We start from the raw sequence: 25,182 nt of genomic DNA, 5'->3' as shown, positions 1-25,182 counted from the left end.
GGTACCTTAGCTCAGATGGTAGAGCAATGGACTGAAAATCCATGTGTCCCTGGTTCGATCCCTGGAGGTACCACAAATGCTCGGATGGTGAAATTGGTAGACACGCTGGACTTAAAATCCAGTGGACAGCAATGTCCGTGCGGGTTCAAGTCCCGCTCTGAGTACAAAAAAAACTTCAATTGGCTAATGCTCATTGGAGTTTTTTTGCTTAATAGAATCACCTGCCTTGAAAACAGAAACTTCGGTATCCCGTACTGCGTTAGGCATCGAAGAGGAATGCTTTTGTGAGTCCGTAGATATTCTGTATCATACCCCAAACCTGCATGAACAAAAGATACAGCGGACAGCCCGGCCCACAGGGAAATGCTATAAGTATTATTACGGGAAAGTTTTAAATCAAACAAATAATATTTGAGAACATTTGAATGATTAGATATTGTTCAAAAAAAGCGGATCATTTATAATCCGCTACTGTAATAAGCTTAATGTTTATATTTTTCTAAGCTGAAATGCTCACTTCTTACTTAGTAAAATGCTTTTTCAAAATCTGAATCCTGATTTTTGGATTTTTTTGAGGGTAAAATAGAATCACATTTGTCTTTTTTAATTACCGGATTCCAATCTTCTTCAAGATTAATTGCAGTTGTTGTGCTGGCTGCGAATATTTTTTCTTTGGTGTATTCAGACACTTCGGTTTTATTTAACTGCTTCGACCATGAAATACGATTATCTGAATTTGATCCTGGGCCAAAACAATCATATTCAGCATAGAAAGAAGTTTTCCAGTTTTCATAAGCTTTATTTTCCGGATCTTTAGACCAGATCGACCAGCCATCAGGAATTATAACTGATTCTTCGTAACAATGTATAAAAACAGTATTTGCACCAGCTCCCCAAGGTCTTCCAAGTGACACTTTTGAAATCGCTGCTTTAGGATATTTCATGATGACACAGTCTTTGAATACAAAACCATATTTACTTTTCCCCGCTTCATGGTTTCCGGCAGTGATATATGAATCTTTTTTGCACTGGATAACACAATTTTCAAACAAGGCTATTCCTGCGCCAAAAATGAAGTCTGTCGTTCCATCAATTATGCAATCTTTAATGTATGACCTTTTGTTGGCTTTAAGGTAAAATGTATCCTGAAAACCGCTCATTTTGCAATTGTGAAAAATACCTCTGTCACCGTTTACCATTAACGCTACTGCCTGACCACCTTTTTTATATTGAGGTAGCTCACTGCTAATGGTATTTTCAAACGTTATATTTTCTGCAAAAAAATCATTTGCTTCAATTAGTACACTGAATGATTTGCTTGTACCTCCTGCTATTTCGGCATAATCATCATAAGTAAGAATAGTATTTTTATATGATTCACCTATTAAGGATACATTTTTCTTTCCTGCTGTTAGTTTTAATTTCTCTTTATAAATACCAGGTTTTACAAAAATGATAGTCCGTTTGGAGCTATTATCAGGTACTGCATTAAAGGCTTCCTGAACTTTAGTGTAATTACCACTTCCATCAGCAGCTACGACAATATCATAAGCATTTTTGTTTTTTTGAGCATTTAAAGACATGCTGAAACCAATAAGTAAGAAATAAAAAGTAAGTAAAGTTTTTTTCATGTTAGATTTATTAATGATAAAGTTTAAAAATAAAATTTCCAAGGAATAAAAATTGTTTACACCTTGGAAATTTATAAAAAGAATTGAAATATAACTAAGAAATGCTGTTTTTTACTTTATGTCCAAATACTCCGAAATAAAGAATGATTACAAAACATACCAAAGGAATAATATACCCTGCCTGAATATCGTCATGCTTCATGTCAATTAATGTTCCCATTGCGTAAGGAAGTATTGCTCCACCAACAATTGACATTACCAGCCATGATGAACCCGTTTCAGTATTGGACTTTAAACCTACTAATCCTAATGAGAAAATAGTTGGGAACATGATAGACATGAAAAATCCAATTCCACCAAGAGCATAAATAACTACGATTCCGGATCCGTAAATGGCTACTAAACAAAGTAAAATATTGGCGACACAATAGATGGAAAGCAAAACATAGTCTTTTACGAATTTTAAAAAGAATGTTCCGCTGAATCTACCGGCCATAAATAAGAATCCATAAATACCAAGATAATAAGCAGCTGTCTTTTCGTCTAAACCAGCTTCTTTTTGAGCTATTCGAACAAAAAAACTAGTTACACAAACCTGAGCCCCTACATAAAAAAACTGTGCTACAACTGCCCAACTCAAGTGTGAAAATCTTAATACAGAGAAAAATCCAGGTTTAATTTCATTTTCTGTTTGCTTAGATTTCATTGATGGCAAATGCATAAAATAAAATATTACAGCTACTAAAACCAAAATACTGCCTAAAATGATATATGGCAATTTAACTGCAGAAGCCTCTTCTAATAAATAAGCTGTTTTTGTAGCATCTGACATTGCAGCCATTTCTTCTGGGGTATAGTTGATTCCTGAAAGTATAAAAATACCTCCCAAAACAGGTCCTAACATAGCTGCTAAACCATTAAATGATGCAGCTAAATTTAATCTAAATGAAGAAGACTCTGCAGGACCTAAAATAGCAGCATACGGATTAGCACTTGTTTCAAGAATTGTTAATCCACATCCGATTATAAATAGAGCAAATAAGAATAATTCATACGTTCTGGAGTTAGCTGCAGGTACAAAAAGAAATGCTCCTGCTGCAAAAACCAGTAACCCTGTTATAATACTGTTTTTATATCCTATTTTTTTAATAATCATCCCCGCAGGAATAGCCATTACAAAATAAGCAAAAAAGATAGCGGTATCTATTAGTGTAGACTGACTGTTATTAAGTTGACAAGCTTTTTTTAAGTGCGGAATCAGGATACCGTCAAGACCGTGTGCCATCCCCCAAAGGAAAAATAAGCTGGTAATTAAAATAAAAGGCAAAAGATATTGATTCCCTTTTCCAACTTCTGTTGGTACTTCATGTTGGTCTCCCGTTTGGTTAGTTACTTGCATAGTTAGATTTTTTTTAAAAGTTCAAAGCCTCAAAGGCTCAATGTGGCAAAGATTTTAGGTTTTGGGTTCAAAGCAAAGAAACCTTTGTTTCTTTGTTACTTTAAACCTTTATCTCAAAAGAATTATTTCTTTTTTACTAATAAAAGGTGATCACAAACCAAAACCACTTCACCTCGCTGGTTGATGATTTCTACATGTTCGGTCACCGTTCCCATATCCGGTTTTTTGGCTTCTCCTTTTTCCGAAATCGTAATTTCTGAATGAATGGTATCGCCAATATGAACCGGTTTCACAAATCGCATTCGGTCATAACCTTTAGAAAAAGCTTCCGGATTTATTTCAGAAGCAGTCAGACCGATTCCGATGCTGAAAACCATTGTTCCGTGGGCAATTCGCTGACCAAAAGGCTGTGTCTTGCACCATTCTTCATCCATATGATGCGGAAAAAAATCTCCGGTATGTCCTGCATGAACCACAAAATCGGTTTCGGTTATAGTTCGGCCTAATGTAACTCTTTTATCATTAAGCTGGTAATCTTCAAAAAATGTTGATTTGAAATACATGTTTTTAGTTTTTTTAGTCCTTAGTAATTAGTCCTTAGTGATTAGCTAATTACTATGGACTAGCGACTAATTACTTATTTATAATATTGTTTTGGGCGTTTTAACACGCTTTCCGCTGTATCTTTTTTGGCAGAAAAAGCCAAAAAAGGATGCCGCTTCAATCGTTAACGCAGATATCCGTTTTTATAAGTCGTTTAGTGAAATTGCTCCTTTTTCATTACTAATGTAACAAGCTTCCACAACTTTCATCGTATCCAGAACATCCTGAACGCTTGCTAATAATTTGTCGTCAGAGCCTTCTTTAAAACGCATCAAATTTGACATTGTACCAATGAAGGCCTCCGGAAACCAGGAGCCTTCCAAATTGATTTTTTCCCATTCGTAGTTCCCATCCTTTTCTAAAGCAACTTCAAATTCATCCGGCATACCATCAGGATAATTCATCAATAAGCCCATTTTGGCTTTGATTGCACCTTTTGTTCCTTCCCATTTAATGTAACTTTCTTCGTGCTTGGGACCAAAATGATGATCGTGATTGGTATTGATAACCACACGCATCGAATTACCGTAATCCAGAATAATAGAAGAACGGCAGGATGATAATTTTTTCAAAGGATGATTAGTCGTTTTAGCATAAACACCTTTTGGGTTTCCTAAAAACGAACGAATACAGTCAATATAATGTACACTGTGAAAAAGAATCTCCAATCTTGGATGTTCCTTAATCAACGGGAATAATTCCCAAGGAGTATTTACAGTTACTTTAACTTCCATATCATACAGATCACCAACAATCCCCTGATTGATCATATAGCGTGCTGCACTCACAAAAGAGGCAAAACGTAACTGAAAATTAATCCCGGCAACTAATTTTTTACGTTCGCAAACGGCTACTATTTCTTTGGCCTGTGCCAAATCATTTCCCATTGGTTTCTGAATCAGCACTGCGGCACCATCCGGCAATTGCTCTAATATTTCAATGTATTGATCAGGCAATACGGTAATGTCATAAACAGCATTGGATGGAGCATTTTTTACAGCCTCGGCTACGTTTTCAAAAACATTCGGAATGGCGAATTCTTCAGCCATTGCGTGTGCTTTTGCCACCGTTCTGTTTGTAATTCCGAAAACTGAAAAACCAGCCATTTTATATGCCGGTAAATGAGCATCTTTTACAATACCGCTTGCACCAATAATAATAATGGGCTGCTTTGTTTCGGGAAGTAAAGGTTTATATGGAATATTCATATCTATTCTATTTTTTGAATATTATTTTGTGTTTCTTCTAATAATTGTGCTGAAGTAATATCGCTGTTGATTGCTTTTAAAATCATATGATCGATAAACTCGCACACTTTTGGCCAAATTGGTGTCTGCGGCAGGGTAAATGCATTCTCATGCAGCATTTCCAGTTTATGATAAAAGGGTATCAAAGCATTAATTTCTTCATCTTTCCATGTCGATTTTCTACAACCAATGCCGCCTTCTTTTGTCAATAATTTGTCACTTTCAGAAGTCGTTGCAAAACGTAAAAAATCATAAGCCAGTTTTTTATATTTACTTCCTGAGCCAATAGTATACAACCAATAGACATTCAAAGATGCCGTTTTATGATTGGGATCGGATGGGAGTGAAGTGATATCAATTTTTCCCTTTACTTTCGATTCTTCAATCACTTGCGCCATCGAAGCAAATCCGAACCAGTTGATAGCCATTGCAGCTTCTCCTTTGGCGAAAGCCAGACCTGCCTGAACCGAATCAAATTGTTTTGACTTAGGATGAACAGCAGTGGAATCGTTTACCATTTTTCTGTAAAAGTCCAAAGCTTCAATTGCAGCTTTACTGTAAACGCTGATTTGATTTTTATGATTGATTAATGACCCGCCACGTGTCCATAATTGCAGGCAGAAATCAAAAACCATATTGTGTCCGTCCGGATAATTGGCAAAAATGCATCCATAAAGGTTTTCTTCCGGCCGATTAAAGAAAGAAGCAATTTCCATGAACTCTTTCCAGGTTTTTGGTGTGGAAAGTTCGTAACCATACTGCTTTTTAAAATTTTTCTGCTCGTTTTGATCTTCGAATAAATCCTTTCTGTAAATCAGACATTCCGGGCCATCATGAAACGGAAGTCCATAAGTGCCGTTATCCAGTTGCTGCAATTTTAAAAGCGATTTATGCCAGCCGTAAGGATAATTTTCCGGTGGATTTGAGGCTATAAAAGAATACAAATCCAAAACCGCTTTTTCGTGTACAGCATCATAAATCCAATCAGTATTGAGGTGGGCAATGTCCCATTTTCCTTCTTTTAAACCTTTTTTTGTAATAGTGGTTTCATACAATTCATGAAGCTCCAGCGGTACCATTTCTGCTTCAATTTGAATATTGTTTTGAAGGCAAAATAAATCCCACAGCTTTTGAAGTGTCGTTTCAAAAGGATCAAATTTCCGGACAGCGATTCTTATTTTTTCCATTACGATTCTATAAATTCCTTAATAATTCGCTCGTTGTCCTGTCCTAATTTCGGGGAACCTTTTCTCGACGTGAAAATTTCACCGTCTATTCTAATCGGGCATCGGGTGGTTTTATAATTGTAACTATCCAGCATTTCGACTCTCTGCGTAAAATTCAAAACCTGAAATCCCTCTTCTGCAAAAAGCTGTTTATAATTCAAAACTTTGGCACACCAAATATCTGCAGGCTCTAAAATATCCAGCCAATATTGGGTTTCCTGAGTTTGTAAATGAGAAGCTAAAATATTTTTTATTTCATCTCGTAGTTCAAACTTGTTTTCAGGAAATTGCAGTAATTCATCACATTTTAAAAGTGAAGCCAAAACCGGAATGGATCCCATCGCCAAAGCTAAATAACCGTTTTCGGTTTTGTAAATTCCATAAGGAGCTCCTAAATAAGCGTGCGCATTATTCGATTGAGTTCGTACAGGTAATTCACCTCCGTCGTTAAAATAAGTCGTAATTGTTTCAAACTGAAAATCAAAAGCCGATTCCAGCATACTTACCTGAACTTTTGCTCCTATATTATGAGTTGCTTTTCGGTACAAAGCTGCTAAAATTCCTTGTGCCAGATGCGCACCCGCCAACATGTCGACAATTGATAATCCCATTGGCATGGGACCATCATCCTGATTTCCGCTTAGCCAGGTTAAGGCCGTCAAAGATTGTAATAATAAATCCTGTCCCGGCAAATCTTTTAAATCCGATTTTGTACCATAGCCTGAAATTTCGGCATACACTATATTTGGATTAATTTTTTTGACTTCATCATAACTCAAACCCACGCGTTCCATCACTCCGGGTCTGAAATTATGCATGACAACATCAGCTTTTGCCAGTAATTTTTTTAATTTTTCGAGTTCATTTGTTTGTTTAAAATCAATTGCAAATGACTCTTTATTTCTGTTGATGGTATGAAAAACGGATGATTCCCCATTCATAATCAAATCAGAAGTATATAAGGTACGGCAGATATCCCCTGTTCCCGGTTTCTCAATTTTTATCACGCGCGCGCCCAAATCAGCCAATCGCAAACTCGCTGAAGGGCCGGAAAGAAACTGGCTAAAATCTACTATTAAATAATCTTCTAATGGTTTCATCCTGCTAGTTTAAAAATTGTTCGTGTATTGTTACATTATCTTCGCCCACCTTAGGAGCGGCTTTGGTACTGGTCAAAATTTCTCCGTCTAATTGTATCGGACTTCTGGTAGTAACCAATTTTTCTCCAGCCGAATTTTGTACGGTTTGTTTCAGTTGCAATTCATTCACAAAAGGCTGGCTGTCTAATTCCTCATAATTAAGCACTTTTCCACACCAGATTCCGTTTTTCTGCAATGCCTCAATCCAATAATCGGCTGTTTGGGTGTTTAGTTTTTCGGCTAATAATTCCCTGATTTCATCTCTTTGAGAAAACCATTTGTGTTTATCCGTATATTTTTGGAAATCGATTTCTAAAATACTTCCAATAAAAAGCAAATCGCCCATTGCAAGAGAAATATATCCGTTTTTAGTTTGATAAACACCATAAGGCGCACTTAAAAATGCATGAGCACTTCCTTTGACATCGCTTCTTTGTGGCTGTTGTCCGCCATCATTTAAGTAAGAAGTTATTGCTTCAAACTGCACATCCAAAACGGATTCCAATAAGCTTACTTCTACCAAAACACCTTTTCCGGTTTTAGCTCTTTTAAGTAAAGCTGCTAAAATTCCCTGAACGAAATGATTTCCGCACATTAAATCGGCTACAGCCAAACCAAACGGAACTGGTCCCTGACTTTTTCTGCCACTTAACCAGCTTAATCCCGAAAGTGACTGCAAAAGCAAATCCTGTCCCGGTTTATTTGCCCAAGGACCTTTGTCTCCGTAACCCGTGATAGTTCCGTAGATTATTTTCGAATTAATATTTAAAGTTGTTTCAAAATCCAGTCCGATTTTTTCCATCACACCCGGACGGAAATTATGGGTCATAATATCTGCCTTGGCGATTAGTTTTTTGACTAAAACCAAATCATCCGGATTTTTAAGATCAGCTGCGAAAGATTCTTTATTTCTGTTGATCGTATGAAAAAGCAGACTGCTGTCATCAACAAAAAGATCTTTGATACTCAACTGACGGCAAGCCTCGCCTTTTACAGGACGCTCGATTTTTATAACCCTTGCCCCTAAATCAGCCAGTTTTAATCCTGCAGAAGGTCCTGCCAAAAACTGGCAAAACTCTAAAACAACTAATCCTTCTAATGGTTTCATGTTGTTATAAGTTTAAAGATTTTACGTAAAGTGCATCCATTACTTGTAAAACTTGTTCTTCGTTACCGCCATTCATTAAATAATCGCGAACGACATCGCCTGCATGATCCTGAAAATACATGTGACCGGAATACCTTGGCCTTAAAAAAGCTCTTTCTAAAGCCGGTAGAGTATTTTTAAAATAATCATGTGTTATACCGTTGATTCGGTCATTTTTCCAGGCTTGTAAATGTCCCGGCTGTCCGCCATTATCGGCAAAAATATTCTGTTGTACCTGTGATGATCCCGTAAATTCAGCATATTTTACAGCTTCAGGAATATGCTGGCTAAAGGATGAAACGGCTAAACCTGTTCCGCCAAGAGAACTAATCATCGACTTTTCATTCAATTTAACTAAGTCATAAAAGTGAAGTAAATTTTTGCTGTAACCAATTCGCGAATAATTAGAATATCCGTAAGCAAAAGGGCAGTATGCAATTTCATCTGAATTTACCATCGCTTCATAAACCTGAATCGGGTTTCTGTTGAAATTTGCAGGATCCATTAACTGAGCCAGTTCTCGATGCATTTGCAAAGCCTTTCTTCCTGTTTCCACAGAAATTACTTTTTCCTGAGACTGAAAAGGATTTTCGCCTAAACTGCAGCAAAAAGAATAAAAAGTCATCAATGAATCTACCGGAATCCCTGCAAAAGCAATCAATCCTTTTTTAGCTAAAGCCAATAAATCATCATAAGTCTGAGGAACATCCAATCCCTGTTTTTCTAAAATATCTAATCTCGCAGCAGCAACCGGAGTCGCTGCATCAATTGGCAACGCCCATAATTTATTATGAAAAACGTAACTTCCGTATGATTTACCAACGGTATTAATTTCCTGATCTTTTATATATTCGGCAGAAAGATGATCTGATAAAGGCAAAATTGTTTTGGTATCCGCACCGAAACCGGTCCATGGATGATCGATAACCAATAAATCAAATCTTTTGGCTAAGTCTTCAATCGAAGCATCTGCAAATTCCTGTAAACTCCTTTTTTCCCAACTGATTTCTATGTCCGGATTCAACTCTGTAAAACGCTGAGCTGTGGCAACCATTGGCAATAAACCTCTGGTGTGATTCCACGTAATCCCTTTTAGTTTTTTCATTTTATAATAATCTGAATTTAATAAATGTGATTTTCACATTTACAAATATAGAAATTAGATTCGAACGCCATGATTATATATTTATTTTTTGGCAATTCCTTTAATTGTTTTTTATATTTTGTACAAAATACATATAAAATGTGATATTGTTTTTGATTATATCTATTTTTTGGTATTGATTTTTAAAATAAGTACCCCGTATTAATATTAAGTTTTATATTTGTAAATGTGAAAATCACATTTATTTTCGCATTTAAATTTACATAAAATACAATTTTTTCAAAGTAGCGGTTATGCTTAAAATTTCTTTTCCTTCTAAAATGATTGTCTTACTGATTTTGGTAACGACAATTTCAAGTGCTCAAAATACAATTTCAAACAAGCTGAAGTGGTCAGAAAGAATGGCTTTAACCCTGATGCAGCGTCACCCGCAATCGTATATGCTTGATGATGCTCCTGTAGCACATATCAGCTATGTTCATGGTTTGGTTACTTATGCTTTTCAGGAATTAGGCAAGCAAAAAAAGAATGCAAAATACACGGCTTATGCCAAACAATATGCTGATGAGTTGATTGATGCAGAAGGAAATATTAAAACGTATAAGTATGAATCGTTTAATATTGATAATATACCAACGGGCCGAATTTTGTTTGATATCTATGAGCAGACTAAAGACAAACGATATTTAGTTGCCATGCAGACTTTGCGTAAACAGTTAGAAGAACAGCCTCGTACACCAAGTGGTGGTTTTTGGCATAAAAAAATATATCCTAACCAAATGTGGCTGGATGGTTTGTATATGGGGGAACCATTTTATGCAGAATACACTGTTACCTTTGAAAACGGTGCCAAATTAGATGATGTTGCTCACGAATTTGAATTGATTCAGGAAAAAGCCACGGATAAAAAAACAGGATTATTGTACCATGCCTGGGATGAGAGTAAAGAAATGCCATGGGCAAACAAAGAAACCGGTGTTTCGCCTAACTTTTGGTCAAGATCTATGGGCTGGTATGTGATGGGATTGGTAGATGTATTGGATTATTTTCCTAAAGATCATCCGAAAAGAAAAGAACTGATTTCTTATTTAAATAATATTTCGAATGCTTTAGTGAAATTCCAGAATCCATCAGGATTATGGTTTCAGGTTACTGATATGGGAACCCGTGAAGGTAATTATTTAGAAACTTCCGGAACGGCTATGTTTGCTTATGCTTTTGCAAAAGGAGCTAAAAAAGGATATTTGCCTAAAAAATTCAAAAAAATTGCAGAAAAGGCTTTCGATGGTATTACTTCAAAATTTGTTAAAGTATATCCAAATGGAGAAATTGAAATTACGAATGCCTGCGCAGTAGCAGGTTTGGGAGGAAAACCTTATCGTGACGGTTCTTTCGAATATTATATTAATGAAAGAAGAAAAGATAATGACCCTAAAGTTACCGGACCTTTTATTCTGGCAGCTTTAGAATTAAACCGATAATTAAAAACTAAAATAAATATGTTTTCATTACAAAATAAAAAAGCCGTCATAACTGGCGGTGGCAGTGGTATAGGAAGGGCAATTGCAACTTTATTCGCAAAACAGGGAGCAGAAATCCACATTATTGATTTAACAATTGAAAGTGCTCAGGAAGCTGTAGCCGAGATTCAGCAATTGGGCGGAAAAGTATTTTCATATGCATGTAATGTTTCAAGTCAGAAAGAAGTAGTCGCTACGTTTGAAAAAATTGGAAATATCCATATTTTGATAAATAATGCCGGTATTGCCCATGTGGGAAAAGTAGACACAACTTTGGAAATCGATTTCCAAAGGGTAATGGATGTAAATGTAAATGGTGTTTACAATTGTTTGTATGCTGCGATTCCACAATTCAGATTGTCAAAAGGAGGTGTGATTCTGAACATGGCATCTATAGCATCATGGGTAGGAATTCAGGATCGTTTCGCTTATTCAACAGCTAAAGGCGCTGTAATGGCTATGACTTTATCTGTTGCGAGAGATTATATTGATGAAGGAATTCGATGCAATTCAATTTCGCCTGCGAGAGTACATACGCCTTTTGTGGACGGATTTATCAATAAAAATTATCCGGGTAAGGAAGCTGAAATTTTTGAAAAATTATCAAAATCACAACCAATCGGAAGAATGGGACAACCAGAGGAAATTGCTGCCTTAGCTCTTTACTTATGCAGTGACGAAGCCGGATTTATTACCGGAAGCGATTATCCTATTGATGGAGGATTTATAAAATTAAATAACTAATTAAAAATATAAAAAAATGAAATTAATACGTTTTGGAGCAGCCGGGCAAGAAAAACCGGGAGTTATTATTGGAGAAAAAAGATATGATGTTTCTTCTATTGTAACGGATTTTAACGAAGCTTTTTTTGAAGATAATGGTTTGGAAAAATTAAAAAAAGCATTAGAAAGTAATCCTGCTTTACCAGAAGTGAGTGCAGATGTTCGTTTGGGTTCTCCGGTTGCAAGACCTTCAAAAATAATCTGTATCGGATTAAACTATGTAGATCATTGCCATGAAACAGGTGCTCCGATTCCAACAGAGCCAATTATCTTTTTTAAATCAACGACTTCATTATGTGGTCCGAATGATGATTTGGTGATCCCAAAAAACAGTGAAAAAACAGACTGGGAAATCGAATTGGCATTTGTAGTTGGTAAAAAAGCAAGTTATGTAGAAGAAGCAGAAGCTTTGGATTATGTTGCCGGATATGCTTTATTGAATGATTACAGCGAAAGAGCTTTCCAAATCGAAATGGGAGGACAATGGGCAAAAGGAAAAGGTTGTGATACGTTCGCACCTCTTGGACCATTCCTGGCTACTCAGGATGAAATTGCTGATGTAAATAATTTACCAATGTGGTTAACCGTTAACGGAAAGAAATTCCAAAACAGTAATACTTCAAATCTGGTTTTCAAAATTCCGTTTTTAGTACATTACCTAAGTCAGTTTATGACGTTACTTCCTGGCGACATCATCAGTACAGGAACGCCTCCGGGAGTTGGATTAGGAATTAAGCCGGATCCAATCTACATCAAACCGGGTGACGTTATCGAATTGGGCATGGACGGTCTGGGATCAAGTAAACAAGTAGCAAAAGCTTATTCTAAATAAAATGAAATATATTGTTTGCGAAAAACCGCAGGAGTTTCTAATCAAAGAAAAACCAATGCCGGAGCCAAAAGAAGGAGAAGTACTTTTAAAAATTAGAAGAATAGGAGTTTGCGGAACCGATATTCACGCTTTTGGAGGAACACAGCCTTATTTTGAATACCCTAGAATTTTAGGTCATGAACTGGCTGCTGAATACATAAAAGGAAACGCCAAAGGTTTCGAGCCGGGCGATAAAGTAACCTTTATTCCGTATTTCAGCTGTGGAACATGTGTTGCCTGTAGAAATGGATTAACAAATTGTTGTGCCAATATCAAAGTTTTCGGAGTACATATTGATGGTGGAATGGCCGAATATGTGACCATTCCGGAACAGTATTTATTACACGGACAAGGTCTGGATTATGACGAACTGGCTTTGGTTGAACCATTAGCGATTGCAGCACACGGAGTTAGAAGAGCGGCAGTAAAAGCAACTGATACTGTTTTGGTAATGGGTGCAGGACCAATCGGATTAGGATTGATTCAGTTTGCTAAAATTGCCGGAGCCAAAGTGATTGTGATGGATATCAACGAATACCGTCTTAACTTTTGTAAAGAAGCACTTCAGGCAGATGAAACCATTAATCCTTTGCATGATGATGTAGCTGCAAAATTGGCTGAACTGACGAATGGAGATATGGCGAATGTTGTCATTGATGCTACCGGAAATCAAAAAGTGATGAACAGCGCTTTCAACTATATTTCGCATGGCGGAAGATTTGTTTTAGTTGGACTTCAAAAAGGAGAATTAAGTTTCAGTCATCCTGATTTCCATAAAAGAGAATCTACTTTGATGAGCAGCCGAAATGCTACTATTGAAGATTTTGAATATGTAATGAAATGTCTGAAAGAAGGTAAAATCGATCCGAAAAAATACATTACACACAGAGCTGATTTTGAGGATATGATCAACGAGTTTGGAAAATGGATTGATCCGAAAAACAATACTATCAAAGCAATTATAGAATTAAATTAATTCTGAAAACATAATATTATGGATTTACATTTAAAAGGTAAAATTGTAGTCGTATCAGGATCGGCTGGAAAAGAAGGAAGTATTGGTGAGACCATCATCAATCGATTGGCGGATGAAGGTGCTATTCCGGTTTTGGTAGACAGAAACAGCAGAGGTTTTGGTTATGCGGAAGCTTTGCAGAAGAAAGGAATCGATTCGTTATTTGTACAAACGGATGTGACTGATCCTGTCCAGATGGAAAAAGCAGTTGCTGAGATTGCGAAAAAATACGGCAGAATAGATGTTGTGATCAATAACGTAGGGGTAAATGACGGTGCCGGTTTAGATGCTACTTACGAAGAGTTTATGGATTCTTTGAAACTGAATGTGGTAAGTTACTTTTTGCTGGTAAAATTTGCACTTCCATATTTAAAAGAATCAAAAGGAAATATTTTGAATATTGGTTCAAAAGTAGCTTTGACAGGACAAGGCGGGACTTCAGGATATGCTGCTGCAAAAGGCGGTGTACTTGGACTTACAAGAGAATGGGCAGTTGATTTGATTCAGTACGGAATTCGTTCTAATGCGATTATTATTGCAGAATGTTATACGCCTGCATACGAAGACTGGATCAAAACAGTTCCGGATGGTGAAGCAGTTTTGAAAAAAATAAATAAAAGTATTCCGTTTGAGTCCAGAATGACCACAACAGAAGAAATTGCAGATTCAACACTTTTTATTATTTCAGATCGTTCTTCTCATACTACAGGACAGTTTGTTTTTGTAGAAGGAGGTTATGTGCATTTAGATCGTGCTTTAATCAGTGATGTAAATTAATGGGTATGAACCGAATTGACTCCCATCAGCATTTTTGGATATTTGATCCGGTTAGGGATAGCTGGATTGATGATTCGATGAAAAAGATTCAAAAGGATTTTTTACCCGAAGATTTATTGCCATTGCTTACAGAAAATAATTTTGCAGGCTGTGTAGCTGTTCAGGCGAGTCAGTCTGAAGAAGAAACAGAATTTTTACTGGATCTCGCTTCAAAAAACGATTTCATAAAAGGAGTCGTGGGCTGGGTTGATTTAAGGGCTGAAAATATTTCAGAGCGATTGAGTCATTTTTCTCAATTTGAAAAACTGAAAGGTTTCAGGCATGTGGTGCAGGGAGAACCGGACGATTTTATGTTCGGGACAGCTTTTCGTAACGGAATTGCAGCTTTGAAGGAATTCAATTTCACTTATGATATTTTGATTTTCCATCGTCAGTTACCGGCAGCCATTGATTTGGTAAAATCTTTTCCTGATCAGGATTTTGTTATTGATCATATTGCCAAACCGGATATTAAATCGGGTGAGATTGAATCCTGGAAAAAAAACATTGAAGAAATTTCAAAATTAGAAAACGTAAAATGCAAAATTTCCGGAATGGTGACTGAAGCCGACTGGAACAATTGGAAACCATCCGATTTAAAACCGTATCTGGATGTTATTTTTGAAAACTTTACTGCTGATAAATTGATGTTCGGATCTGACTGGCCGGTTTGCAATGTAGCTTCGGATTATAAGGAACTCGTAAAAACATTAGAAGATTACATGTCTCAGTTTTCAATTGAGGATCAGAATAAAATCTGGTCTGAAAATGCGAAATCATTTTATAAGTTGAAAGACTAAGAAATCATAATTTCAGTTAATAAAAAAAGCGTGAATTGTAGAAATTCACGCTTTTTTTTATGTTCAGTTTGGACTTTTTATTATTTCAAAACATCTGTTTCAGGAGTCCATTTTTTCTGCCATTCCGGATATTTTTTCAGGGCTTTTTCAGGATTATAGGTGTACCAGGCATAACCGCTTCTGCGTTCACGGCTTACTTCGGCCAATGAATATAGGTAAACACTGTCTCTGTCACAAAACAAAGGTTTTCCGGTTCCCAATTCATAATAACGTGTCCAGATTGGTGGTGCTGTAGGGTCATTTACAACTCGGCGGTCATCTTTAACTTTTTTGAATTTTGAATCAAATTCAGGAGCTTCAAAAGTCTCCACTCTGGTATTGTATATTTTAGAATCCTGAAACCACTTAATCGCACCTTGTACAGCTCTGATTACCTGTTCACTTGGATTTTCTATTTTCATTAAAAATAAAACCACATCCACACTTTCTGCATTACTTACACTTGGCGGTTCGAACTTTCTCGCCCATGCAGGCAATAAAGTTGTCTCGTCATGCTGCTGACACCAGGCGCTTAATTTTCCGTGATCAGAAATTTGCGTTTTTAAAATACAGTCAATTCCTTTTTCATAAGCTGTATTTATTTTCTTTTTTGTTTCGGCATCTATAAAATCAAATTCAGGATTGTTGTGCACTATTTTATCCAGCAAGTTCATGATTCCCATATACGCACCATCGTTAAATGTGATGTGTCTGCTATATCCTTTTTCTAAAGGATAATATTGAGGCCACCCACCATTAGGATATTGTGCTTCCAAAATAAAATCGATTCCTTTCAGGCAGGCTGTTTTGTATTTTTCAATTTTGGTCTGTGTATAAACCTGCGCTAAATAATACACATGAGTATACGTAGTTCCGTTGTCAAAAGTGGTATGGAAAACCGATCTTGAGCCTACAATATCTTTAATTTGTTCCGGAGTCAAAATTGCGCGCATGTCATAATTTTTTGGCCATCCTCCGTTATCACGCTGAAAATAAATGATGTTATCCGCTATTTTGGTATATTCGGATTCTTCGTATTTCGGCTGATTTGGTATCGGATTTACAATATTGTTTTTATCGGCAATACCGTACCAGTGATTCATACTGTCACTAAATGGTTTTGTACTGATTACTGTCGTCTTTTTGTCTTTTTCAGATTGTGCTCCTGAATAAAGAAACGAAAAAGAGGTAAGTATGATTCCGAATAAAAAGCTCTTATTCATGGACAAACTTTGTAATGTTTTCATAGTAATTTTTTGATGAGCTTCTGTTGTGTTTGTTTTAAACTTAGACCCAACAGAAGCAAAATAGTTTAATCACTTATAGTTTTACCGCAGATTTTGGAACAGTTTCCCCAATAACTGTTTTCTTTGCAAAATCTGAATTTCCTGAAGAAACAAATTCAACATTTTCAGTCGCTTCTCCATTAATAGTAATAGCATTAGATGCTTTTGAATTCAATTCAATATCTTTAAAAGACATGTTTTTACCATTGTAAATTTCAATTACAGTTGGTTTTTCAATATCAAGTTTCGCATTGTGAACTTTGATTCCGTTTGCATCCACTATAGTAAAACCTTTTTCTGCTTTTGCAATCAAATTCGAGATTTCAATATTTTCAAGATTCATTTCAGGTAATCCTTGTAAAAATACAGCTTGTTGGGCTCCTTTGATTGTTACATTTTTTATCGAAATGTTTTTGAACTGAGGTGTTTTTTCATCTACAGGCATTTTTTGATTCACAATTTTATCACCGCCTTCTTCCAAAGTTTCTGCTATAGATTTTCCTCCATAATAAAGGTTGAACGAAATCGCCTGAGACGGAATATCAGTCATGAAAATATCAGAAATAAAAATGTTTTCTACAACACCTCCGCGCCCTCGTGCACTTTTGAAACGTAAACCAACATCAGTTCCCATAAAAGTACAGTTAGATACATGAAGGTTTTTTACACCTCCGGACATTTCGCTTCCTACCGTTACACCTCCGTGTCCATGATAAACTATATTATTTCTTACAATGATATTTTCACTAGGAATACCTCTGTCACGACCATCTTTGTCTTTTCCTGATTTGATGCAGATGGCATCATCACCCACATCAAAACTGGAATTTTCGATAACAACATTTTTACAGCATTCTACATCAAGTCCATCTCCATTTTGTGAAAACCATGGATTACGAACACTTACATTTCTCACGATTAAATCTTCAATCATAAAAGGGTGAATGTTCCATGCCGGAGAATTTTGAAATACGGGTCCGTCAAATAGCACTCTTTTACTATTTTGAATACTAACCAATACCGGACGAAGGAAATCATGAATTTTTTCAAAATCTTCTTTGGTTTTTAAATCCAGACGAACATTTTGGTCTATTGGGCCTCCCTTCGAAGCATTCATAAATACTTCTGATGGATACCAGCTTGTTTTTTGCTCATTTACAACTCCGCCTGAAGAAACAAATTCTTTCCACTGGCTTTCTGTAACTTTACTTCTTTTAACCTGTCTCCATGCTTCACCTGAGCCATCCCAAACCCCTGTTCCTGTAAAAGCAATATTTTCTAAATTCTTACCGTAAATAGGAGAGATACATCTCCAGGTATTTAAACCTTCAAAATTAGTTTCGATAAGTGGGTATAAGCTTTTATCTGTAGAAAATTTTATCAGTGCACCTCTTTCTGCATGTAATTCAATATTACTTTTTAGGATGATTGGTCCTGTTAACCAGATTCCTGGAGGAATGATTAATTTTCCGCCGCCTTTTTTTGAAAGTGCATTAATAGCATCTTCAAACGCTTTTGTGTTTAAAACATATCCGCCGTTTACCGCGCCAAAATCTTTAAGATTCACAGTGTTTTTTGGAATTTTTGGTTCATTGACCTTAGGCATTTTAAACTCAATGTTTGCATAAGTGTCATAGGATTTTGACTTTTGTGCGATCACATTTCCTGAACAGCTTACTGCTAAAACAGCCAAAAGCATACGGAAAAAGGGAGTTGGATTAGTTTTCATTCTTATTGAATTAGTTAAAGTTTAAAAATTTAGATATCAAAATTGTACGATATGTTTATCTTGATAATACTTTTTTTACAAATTGTAAAATAAGTTTCGTAAAAAAACGAAAATACAATAATGTAATCGATTGCACAAATTTATAAAAAATATTTACAATATATTTAATAGTTGAAAAGGATTCTAATTGCGTGTAAAGTTGATTAGAGCCTTTTTGCTATTTTATTGAGCCACACTACTACATATATCCAAAAGAAAGGCAGGTGGGTACAGGACACCTATATTTTTATATTCTGTTATATTGTACCCATCATTTGGTAAAAGTGTAAAAAATACATTTATTTGCAAGTCTTATATTGTTAAGAAATAAAATCCTTTACGGTTTTACCTAAAAAAGAAAAAAATGCGTTTAAATATCTTTACAAAAGTTCTAATTATCTTTTTAATAACAATTTGCTCATTCACATCGAATGCAGCCGAAATCTGGGTTTCACCGCAAGGGAAAGATACCAATGCCGGAACAAAGGCAAGTCCGCTGGCAACTGTTCAGATGGCTGTCAGAAAGGCAAGAGAATTACGCCGATTAAAAGATGCTTCTATAAAAGACGGGATTCGTATTATTGTAATGAACGGAACGTATTATTTAAACGAACCTGTATTTATACGACCTGAAGATTCCGGAACAGCTGACAGTCCAACTACTATTGAAGCGGATCAAAATGCCAAACCAATCTTAAGCGGCGGAATCGAAATCAAAAACTGGAAAAAATCGACACTAGCCATAAACGGTTTAAAAGCAGGAACAATCTGGGAAGCGAACGCTCCTCAGCAGGCAGGTGAAATTATCAATTACCGTCAGTTATGGGTTAATGGTAAAAAAGCCGTGAGAGCCAAAAGCACTGCCGGAACTCAAATGGACAGAATTCTTTCCTGGGATGCTGCAACCGAAACCTGCTGGATTCCTTTCAAAAATAAATCGGTGAAGTTCGAACCGGGAATGGAAATGTACATCGTACAATGGTGGGCAATTGCCAATCTGCGAATCAAAAATATTGAAGTGGTTAAAGACAGCGCCAGACTTTCTTTCGAACAGCCGGAAAGCCGAATCCAAAGCGAGCACCCGTGGCCGGCTCCGTGGATTTCTAAAAATAATGGAAATTCAGCATTTTATTTAAACAATGGAATTTCGATGCTGAACGAACCGGGTGAATGGTTTTTGGACAGAAAAAAAGCCAAAATCTATTATATCCCAAGAAAAGGAGAAGAACTGAATTCCGCTAAAGTTACAGCGCCAGTTTTAGAAAATTTAGTAAAAGTGGAAGGTACTCTGGATACTCCGGTACATCATTTTAATTTCAAAGGAATTTCGTTTCAGTACAGCAACTGGCTTCGTCCTTCGCAGCAAGGTCATGTGCCATTGCAGGCAGGAATGTATTTATTAGATGCCTACAAATTGAAAACTCCCGGAACTCCAAATCAGGCGAATTTAGAAAATCAGGGCTGGGTTGGAAGACCAAGAGCCGCTGTTGAGGTAAACTATGCTAACAATACACTTTTTGAATCCTGTACTTTTGAGCATTTGTCTTCTACAGGATTAGACTTGCACAAAGGAACGAATCATAATATTGTTAAAGGAAATCTTTTCAAAGACATTGGCGGAAACGGAATCAATTTAGGCGTTTTCTCTGAGGAAGCTTTCGAAGCGCATTTGCCTTATAATGTAAAAGACGACAGAGTAGTTTGTTCGGATGAAGTGATTTCGGATAATTTAATTACGAATGTGGCTAACGAAGATTGGGGATGTCTGGGAATCGCAGCCGGTTTCATTAAAAATCTGACTATCGAGCACAACGAAATTTCGGATGTAGCCTACAGCGGAATTTCAATGGGCTGGGGCTGGACACACACCGAAAATGTGATGCGAAATAATAAAATCCTTCGAAATAAAATTCATCATTATGCCAAACATTTGCATGATGTAGCCGGAATTTACACGCTTTCAGCACAGGCGGACAGCCGAATTGAAGAAAATTATATTGATAAAGTGTATAACAGCCCGTACGCACACGATCCGTTTTTGTGGTTGTATTTGTATACCGATGAAGGAAGTCAGGGCTTTACGATAAAAAACAACTGGATTCCGATTCAGAAAATCTTAAAAAACAACAATGGTCCTGCGGGCAATATCTGGCAGGATAATTATGCTTTTGTTGATCCAAAAATTAAGGAAAATGCAGGAATTCGTGCGCCATACAACAATTTACTGGTTAAAGAATTGGTGATTGACGAAGCCTGGGGATTACAGGAAATGCCAAAAGCAGTAGCAATCGAAGTAATCGGAAAAGATCTGGATATCGAAAAAATCAAATCAACGATAAAAGGTTTCCGAATTGTGGGCGAAGAATTGTACCAATGGCAAAATCATCTGGTAATTTACGGATTGATGAACCAGCCTGAAAGAACGAAGCGAAAACTGGCTCTGGCTTTTCCGGCTTTAGAAATAAAAATCTATGAAAACCCGGTTTATGATTTCCAGAAATTTGAAAGATGCAAAGAAGCTAAACCCGTATCAGAATGGGAAAATATTGTGTTGACTGCCAATTTGGTTGCCGATGAAAAAATGCAGAAAGAATACGTGGATTACCATACGACTCAATTCGAAAAATGGCCTGAAATCGCTAAAGGTTTCTGCAACGCCGATTTTCAGCAATTGCAGGTTTTCAAAAACGGAAGACAATTAATGTTGGTCATCAGTATTCCAAAAGGAGAAAGTCTGGATAAACTGAATCCAAAAACAACTGAAAACAATCCGCGTGTAAACGACTGGAATGTCCTGATGAAAAAATACCAAACCGGAATCGAAGGCGCAAAACCGGACGAAACCTGGATATTTCTGAACAAAGTGAAAGTAGAGGAGAAAAAGCAGAACTAAGAACTAAGAATATAGAGTAAAGAGCAAAGAGTAAAGAAAAATCTAAATCTGCTCCATCTGCGTAATCTGCGAGAAAAAATAAACTAACAACAACAATCTAACATAACCACAAACCATGTTAAAAATAGCCATCTTAGGACTTGGAGAAGGACGAAGCACGATGTCGGCCGCTTTAGAAAGTTCAAAATTAGAACTTGTAAAAGTGTGCGACAGAAACGAAGAAATCTGTAAACAAAGAGCAAAAGAATTCGATTTTCATTCGTACACCACCAATTACGATGATTTATTAAACGATGAATCTATTGATATCATCGCAATTTATACACCCGACCATTTGCACGCGCAACATGTGAAGCAGGCTTTATTGCACGGAAAACATGTTGTGTGTACCAAGCCTTTTATCGATGATCTTTCTGATGCTAAGGAATTATTGGAACTAAGCAAATCGACAGGGAAAAAAGTTTTCATCGGACAAAGTTCAAGATTCTTCGAACCGGCCAAAAGGCAAAGAGCCGATTATGAAGCTGGATTAATTGGCGATTTAATCACAATTGAAGCACAATACCACGCCGATCACAGATGGTTTTTGAAGAAAGAATGGTCATTGCTGCAGTCTTTCAAATGGCTGTACGGTGGTTTGAGCCATCCTGTAGATTTTATTCGTTGGTATCTGCCGAATATTCAGGAAGTAATGGGTTACGGAATGATCAGCAGTAACGGAGCAGTTGCAGGTTTGAAAAACGAGGATACGATGCATTTCATTTTCAAAGCGACTGATGGCAGAATTGCCAGAGTGAGTGGAGTGTATACTTCGCCAACTCAGCCAGCTCAAAGAGATAGTGGAATGAGTACGATTTTAAGAGCAACCGAAGGAGCAAGCCAGGCTGATTATCACGAATTACGTTATGCGGTTACCGATAAAACCGGAGAAGAAAAAGTAATCACCTGGGGAGACAGCACCTTAAAATATTATTTCCGTTTTGAAGGGCAAAGTCATCACGGAGGAGAATACCAGAATTATTTAGAATATTTTGTGGACAGTATCGAACTGAATTTTGAAGCTTATCCAAATATGGAAGAAGGTATCGGGACTGTGGCTTTACTTCAGGCAATGGATAAATCTTTACAAACCGGTCTGCCAGTAAAAATTGCTGACGTCCTTAACGAATACGGACTATGAACAGCATCTACGACAAGCTAACTGCTTTAGATTTTATTATTGTTGCAGCCTATCTGGTGATTTTACTGATCATTGGATATGTGGTAAGCGTGAAGCAAAGCAAAAAGAACGAAACGCTTTTTATGGCGGGAAACTCCCTGAACTGGTACAACATCGGGTTTAATATGTGGGGAACCAATGTGGGGCCTTCGTCTTTATTGGCTTTTGCAAGTATAGGATATGCAACGGGAATCGTAGCCGGAAATTTTGAATGGTATGCCTTTGTGTTTTTATTGTTGTTGGCTATTGTTTTTGCACCAAGATATATTGCGAGCAAAGTCAGCACGATGCCTGAATATATGGGGAAACGCTACGGCGACAGTACCCAGACTATTTTGGCCTGGTATGCGATGGTAAAAATTTTGGTAAGCTGGTTATCACTCGGATTATTTAGCGGTGGAATTCTGGTACGCCAGATTTTAGGGATTCCGATGTGGCAGAGTGTAACGGTTTTAGTAATCTTCTCAGGAATTTTTACCTATGCCGGAGGTTTGAAAGCCATTGCAAAAGTGAATGTTTTTCAGATGATTTTATTGATTGTCGTTTCATTAATCTTATCATATTTAGGTTTGCAGAAAGTAGGCGGAATCGAAGCTTTGATTGCTAAAACACCTTCTAATTTCTGGAATCTGGTACAGCCTGCAGACGATGCGCATTATCCTTGGCCTGCTATTTTATTGGGTTATCCAGTAGCGGCTGTAGCGTTCTTTTGTACCGACCAATCGATGGTGCAGAGTGTTTTGGGAGCTAAGAATTTAGAGCAGGGACAACTCGGAGTCAATTTTATTGGCTGGCTGAAAGTAATGGCGTTGCCGTTGTTTATTTTACCGGGAATTCTGTGTGCAGTTTTGTTTCCGGAATTGGGTAAAAACTCTGATTTGGCATATATGACGATGGTAACCAATTTATTCCCAAGTGGAATGAACGGTTTGGTAATCTGCGTGATGATTGCTGTTTTGGTAGGAACAATTGGTTCGTCATTAAATGCATTGAGTACTGTTTTTACGAATGATATTTATGTAAAAAAAATGAATCCAACAGCTTCGATTCAGCAGCAAATTAAGATTGGGCGTTTGACAATTGCAGGAGGATGCCTGTTTGCGATTCTGATTGCCATTGCGATTGATAACATCAAAGGACAGAATCTGTTTAATATTTTTCAGGCAGTTTTAGGTTTTCTGGCACCATCCTTATCAGTTGTTTTTCTGTTAAGCGTGTTCTGGAAACGCACGACCAAAAAAGCCGTAAACTTTACTTTATCCTGGGGTTCAGCTTTTAGTTTATTTGTTGGGGTATTGTATTTATGGATTTTTCCTGCCGATGTGTATACTGCATGGCCACACTTTTTACTGATTTCGTTTTATATTTTTGCTGTTTTAACCATTGCAGCTGTTATTATTTCATTAGCCGATAAAAATCCGGAAATCAATTTTTCAGATGAAACGGATATTCCGAAAACAAGTAAAAAAGTGAAGATACTTTTTGCTTTGTTGGGACTGACTATTTTGAGTTTGTATTTGATTTTTAATGGGAATTAAGTAGTTTTTAAATATATAGTAATGAAGGACGCTTTCTTTTTTAAGGGAGCGTTTCTTTATGCCTTTAAATTTTTTGAATAAAGTACACTGTAAAATAAGTAAATTCTTATAATTGAAAAATAAAGATTATGTTTGTCGAAATAGCAGAAATACTTAAAGTTCGGTTTATATCATAACTTTTGATTATATTTGCAAAGTCATTTATTTATGAGAATTATTGGAAAGAAGATAATTTTAAAAATTAAAAAGAAAAACATCGGTAATAAAAAACTGTGTACTGAAATTGATGCGTTAATCTCAGATTTAGAAAAGTTTAATCCTACTGAAGAAAATATTAAAGATATTAGAAACGATGCTGATTGTGTTCATAGCGACGGATTCTATTTTTTTGATATTCATATTCACAGAACACTTATATTGATTGAGTTTGATGATGACGGTGAAGCTACAATTGTTTGGGCAGGTACTCATCAGGAATATGAATCGACATTTAAAAATACGAAATCGACTATTGAAAAATGGTTGAGAAAAAACGGCTATATAGAATGAAAACACATTTTGACATAGAAAAAATAGTAGAAAAAGGCATCATCACAAATGAATTGGATTATGAAAGAGCACTTATTGCCGACAGAAAACTTAGACTTCTGGCAAAGGAAGATCTTCATTTTAAAAATCTAAGAATCAAATTACGCGATCTAATTGAAAAATATGAAAACGCTGAATGGAGCAATGTTGACCAGATTGATGATGATAAACTTTTAGAAAGTGACAAATCTGAACAAATTGCAGAATTAGAAAGAATGTTTCTGGAAAACAGAAAACAAGCCATAAGAAAAAAACTCAAGGAACTCGAATTAACGCAGGAGAATCTGGCTTTAATTTTAGGTCATAAAAGCAAGACTCACATGTCAGAGCTGATGAATGGAATTAAACCTTTCACGTTACGAGATTTGATAGTTATAAATCGCTTATTGAAAATTGAAATAGCAATATTGATTCCTGTATTTCTTTCGAAAGAAGACCAGACTAGGGTAAAAGAAGCTGTGGTAAAATTGGGTAAACCTAAAGTGAAACTAACGAGTGAGGATTTGGTTTTAGGTTAATTGGATAAACATTAACGACTTTTATTAGCCT

General features: G+C 36.5%; 21 protein-coding genes and 2 tRNA genes. 13 read left to right on the top strand and 10 right to left on the bottom strand.

All coding sequences use genetic code 11. The annotated features are described in order from the left end of the window. Positions 1-73: transfer RNA gene (locus GXM16_RS09460), tRNA-Phe, on the top strand. A gap of 5 nt (positions 74-78) precedes the next feature. Further along, a tRNA-Leu gene (locus GXM16_RS09455) sits at positions 79-164 on the top strand. Between the two features lie 360 nt (positions 165-524). On the opposite strand, the gene GXM16_RS09450 is transcribed toward GXM16_RS09455, so the two are convergent. The 8 genes from GXM16_RS09450 to GXM16_RS09415 all read right to left on the bottom strand — a co-directional run bounded on the left by GXM16_RS09450 (position 525) and on the right by GXM16_RS09415 (position 9,497). Further along, positions 525-1,631: a pectinesterase family protein gene (locus tag GXM16_RS09450; protein ID WP_163394117.1), complete on the bottom strand. Its 1,107-nt coding sequence runs from the start codon at positions 1,629-1,631 to the stop codon at positions 525-527. Between the two features lie 94 nt (positions 1,632-1,725). Further along, positions 1,726-3,030 carry an L-fucose:H+ symporter permease gene (fucP, locus tag GXM16_RS09445; protein WP_163394116.1) on the bottom strand — a complete coding sequence of 435 codons (1,305 nt, stop codon included), beginning with the start codon at positions 3,028-3,030 and terminating at the stop codon, positions 1,726-1,728. Between the two features lie 122 nt (positions 3,031-3,152). Next, complete coding sequence (locus GXM16_RS09440; protein ID WP_007809657.1) at positions 3,153-3,593, bottom strand: MaoC/PaaZ C-terminal domain-containing protein; 441 nt, start codon at positions 3,591-3,593, stop codon at positions 3,153-3,155. A 183-nt stretch (positions 3,594-3,776) separates the two neighbouring features. Further along, positions 3,777-4,841 carry a Gfo/Idh/MocA family oxidoreductase gene (locus GXM16_RS09435; protein WP_163394115.1) on the bottom strand — a complete coding sequence of 355 codons (1,065 nt, stop codon included), beginning with the start codon at positions 4,839-4,841 and terminating at the stop codon, positions 3,777-3,779. Between the two features lie 2 nt (positions 4,842-4,843). Next, positions 4,844-6,067, bottom strand: a complete 1,224-nt coding sequence (locus GXM16_RS09430) for an extracellular solute-binding protein (protein WP_163394114.1) — start codon at positions 6,065-6,067, stop codon at positions 4,844-4,846. Then, positions 6,067-7,206: a CaiB/BaiF CoA transferase family protein gene (locus GXM16_RS09425; protein ID WP_163394113.1), complete on the bottom strand. Its 1,140-nt coding sequence runs from the start codon at positions 7,204-7,206 to the stop codon at positions 6,067-6,069. Before GXM16_RS09425 ends, GXM16_RS09430 begins: the two co-directional genes overlap by 1 nt. A gap of 4 nt (positions 7,207-7,210) precedes the next feature. Further along, positions 7,211-8,353, bottom strand: coding sequence for a CaiB/BaiF CoA transferase family protein (locus GXM16_RS09420; protein WP_163394112.1), 1,143 nt, complete (start codon positions 8,351-8,353; stop codon positions 7,211-7,213). Positions 8,354-8,357: 4 nt separating this feature from the next. Next, positions 8,358-9,497, bottom strand: coding sequence for an ABC transporter substrate-binding protein (locus tag GXM16_RS09415; protein ID WP_163394111.1), 1,140 nt, complete (start codon positions 9,495-9,497; stop codon positions 8,358-8,360). Between the two features lie 293 nt (positions 9,498-9,790). Here GXM16_RS09415 and GXM16_RS09410 point away from each other — a divergent pair, with 293 nt between their 5' ends. Genes GXM16_RS09410 through GXM16_RS09385 form a run of 6 tightly spaced genes read left to right on the top strand, consistent with a single transcriptional unit; the run spans position 9,791 to position 15,302 of the window. Next, positions 9,791-10,978 carry a glycoside hydrolase family 88/105 protein gene (locus GXM16_RS09410; RefSeq protein WP_163394110.1) on the top strand — a complete coding sequence of 396 codons (1,188 nt, stop codon included), beginning with the start codon at positions 9,791-9,793 and terminating at the stop codon, positions 10,976-10,978. 18 nt (positions 10,979-10,996) lie between these two features. Beyond that, a complete protein-coding gene (locus GXM16_RS09405; protein WP_163394109.1) occupies positions 10,997-11,761 on the top strand; it encodes an SDR family NAD(P)-dependent oxidoreductase in 765 nt (254 codons plus the stop codon). Positions 11,762-11,777: 16 nt separating this feature from the next. Further along, positions 11,778-12,632 carry a fumarylacetoacetate hydrolase family protein gene (locus tag GXM16_RS09400; RefSeq protein WP_163394108.1) on the top strand — a complete coding sequence of 285 codons (855 nt, stop codon included), beginning with the start codon at positions 11,778-11,780 and terminating at the stop codon, positions 12,630-12,632. Between the two features lies 1 nt (position 12,633). Then, entirely contained in the window at positions 12,634-13,647 is a 1,014-nt protein-coding gene (locus GXM16_RS09395; protein WP_163394107.1) for a zinc-binding alcohol dehydrogenase family protein, read from the top strand. Positions 13,648-13,665: 18 nt separating this feature from the next. Further along, entirely contained in the window at positions 13,666-14,463 is a 798-nt protein-coding gene (locus tag GXM16_RS09390; RefSeq protein ID WP_163394106.1) for an SDR family oxidoreductase, read from the top strand. Positions 14,464-14,468: 5 nt separating this feature from the next. Next, the gene (locus GXM16_RS09385) at positions 14,469-15,302 is read left to right on the top strand and encodes an amidohydrolase family protein (protein ID WP_163394105.1); all 834 of its coding nucleotides are present in this window, start codon (positions 14,469-14,471) and stop codon (positions 15,300-15,302) included. 80 nt (positions 15,303-15,382) lie between these two features. Here GXM16_RS09385 and pelA read toward each other — a convergent pair whose 3' ends face one another. Beyond that, positions 15,383-16,588, bottom strand: a complete 1,206-nt coding sequence (gene pelA / locus GXM16_RS09380) for a pectate lyase (protein ID WP_163394104.1) — start codon at positions 16,586-16,588, stop codon at positions 15,383-15,385. Positions 16,589-16,661: 73 nt separating this feature from the next. After that, positions 16,662-18,356 carry a glycoside hydrolase family 28 protein gene (locus GXM16_RS09375; protein WP_163394103.1) on the bottom strand — a complete coding sequence of 565 codons (1,695 nt, stop codon included), beginning with the start codon at positions 18,354-18,356 and terminating at the stop codon, positions 16,662-16,664. Positions 18,357-18,759: 403 nt separating this feature from the next. Between GXM16_RS09375 and GXM16_RS09370 the strand changes: the two genes are divergently transcribed. From GXM16_RS09370 to GXM16_RS09350, 5 genes are all read left to right on the top strand, one after another. Beyond that, complete coding sequence (locus tag GXM16_RS09370; RefSeq protein WP_163394102.1) at positions 18,760-21,288, top strand: right-handed parallel beta-helix repeat-containing protein; 2,529 nt, start codon at positions 18,760-18,762, stop codon at positions 21,286-21,288. A gap of 115 nt (positions 21,289-21,403) precedes the next feature. Beyond that, entirely contained in the window at positions 21,404-22,468 is a 1,065-nt protein-coding gene (locus GXM16_RS09365; protein ID WP_163394101.1) for a Gfo/Idh/MocA family protein, read from the top strand. Continuing rightward, a complete protein-coding gene (locus GXM16_RS09360) occupies positions 22,465-24,045 on the top strand; it encodes a sodium:solute symporter (protein WP_163394100.1) in 1,581 nt (526 codons plus the stop codon). The genes GXM16_RS09365 and GXM16_RS09360 overlap by 4 nt, the downstream gene beginning before the upstream one ends. A gap of 207 nt (positions 24,046-24,252) precedes the next feature. Further along, the gene (locus GXM16_RS09355) at positions 24,253-24,594 is read left to right on the top strand and encodes a type II toxin-antitoxin system HigB family toxin (protein WP_163394099.1); all 342 of its coding nucleotides are present in this window, start codon (positions 24,253-24,255) and stop codon (positions 24,592-24,594) included. Next, entirely contained in the window at positions 24,591-25,151 is a 561-nt protein-coding gene (locus GXM16_RS09350; protein ID WP_163394098.1) for a transcriptional regulator, read from the top strand. Before GXM16_RS09355 ends, GXM16_RS09350 begins: the two co-directional genes overlap by 4 nt. The last annotated feature ends 31 nt before the right edge of the window (positions 25,152-25,182 follow it).

Origin of the sequence: Flavobacterium limi, from assembly GCF_010645075.1 — a bacterium.
Taxonomy (GTDB): Bacteria; Bacteroidota; Bacteroidia; order Flavobacteriales; family Flavobacteriaceae; genus Flavobacterium; species Flavobacterium limi.
Note: the sequence above shows the minus strand (reverse complement) of the source record. Positions and strands in the feature narration are given on the sequence as shown.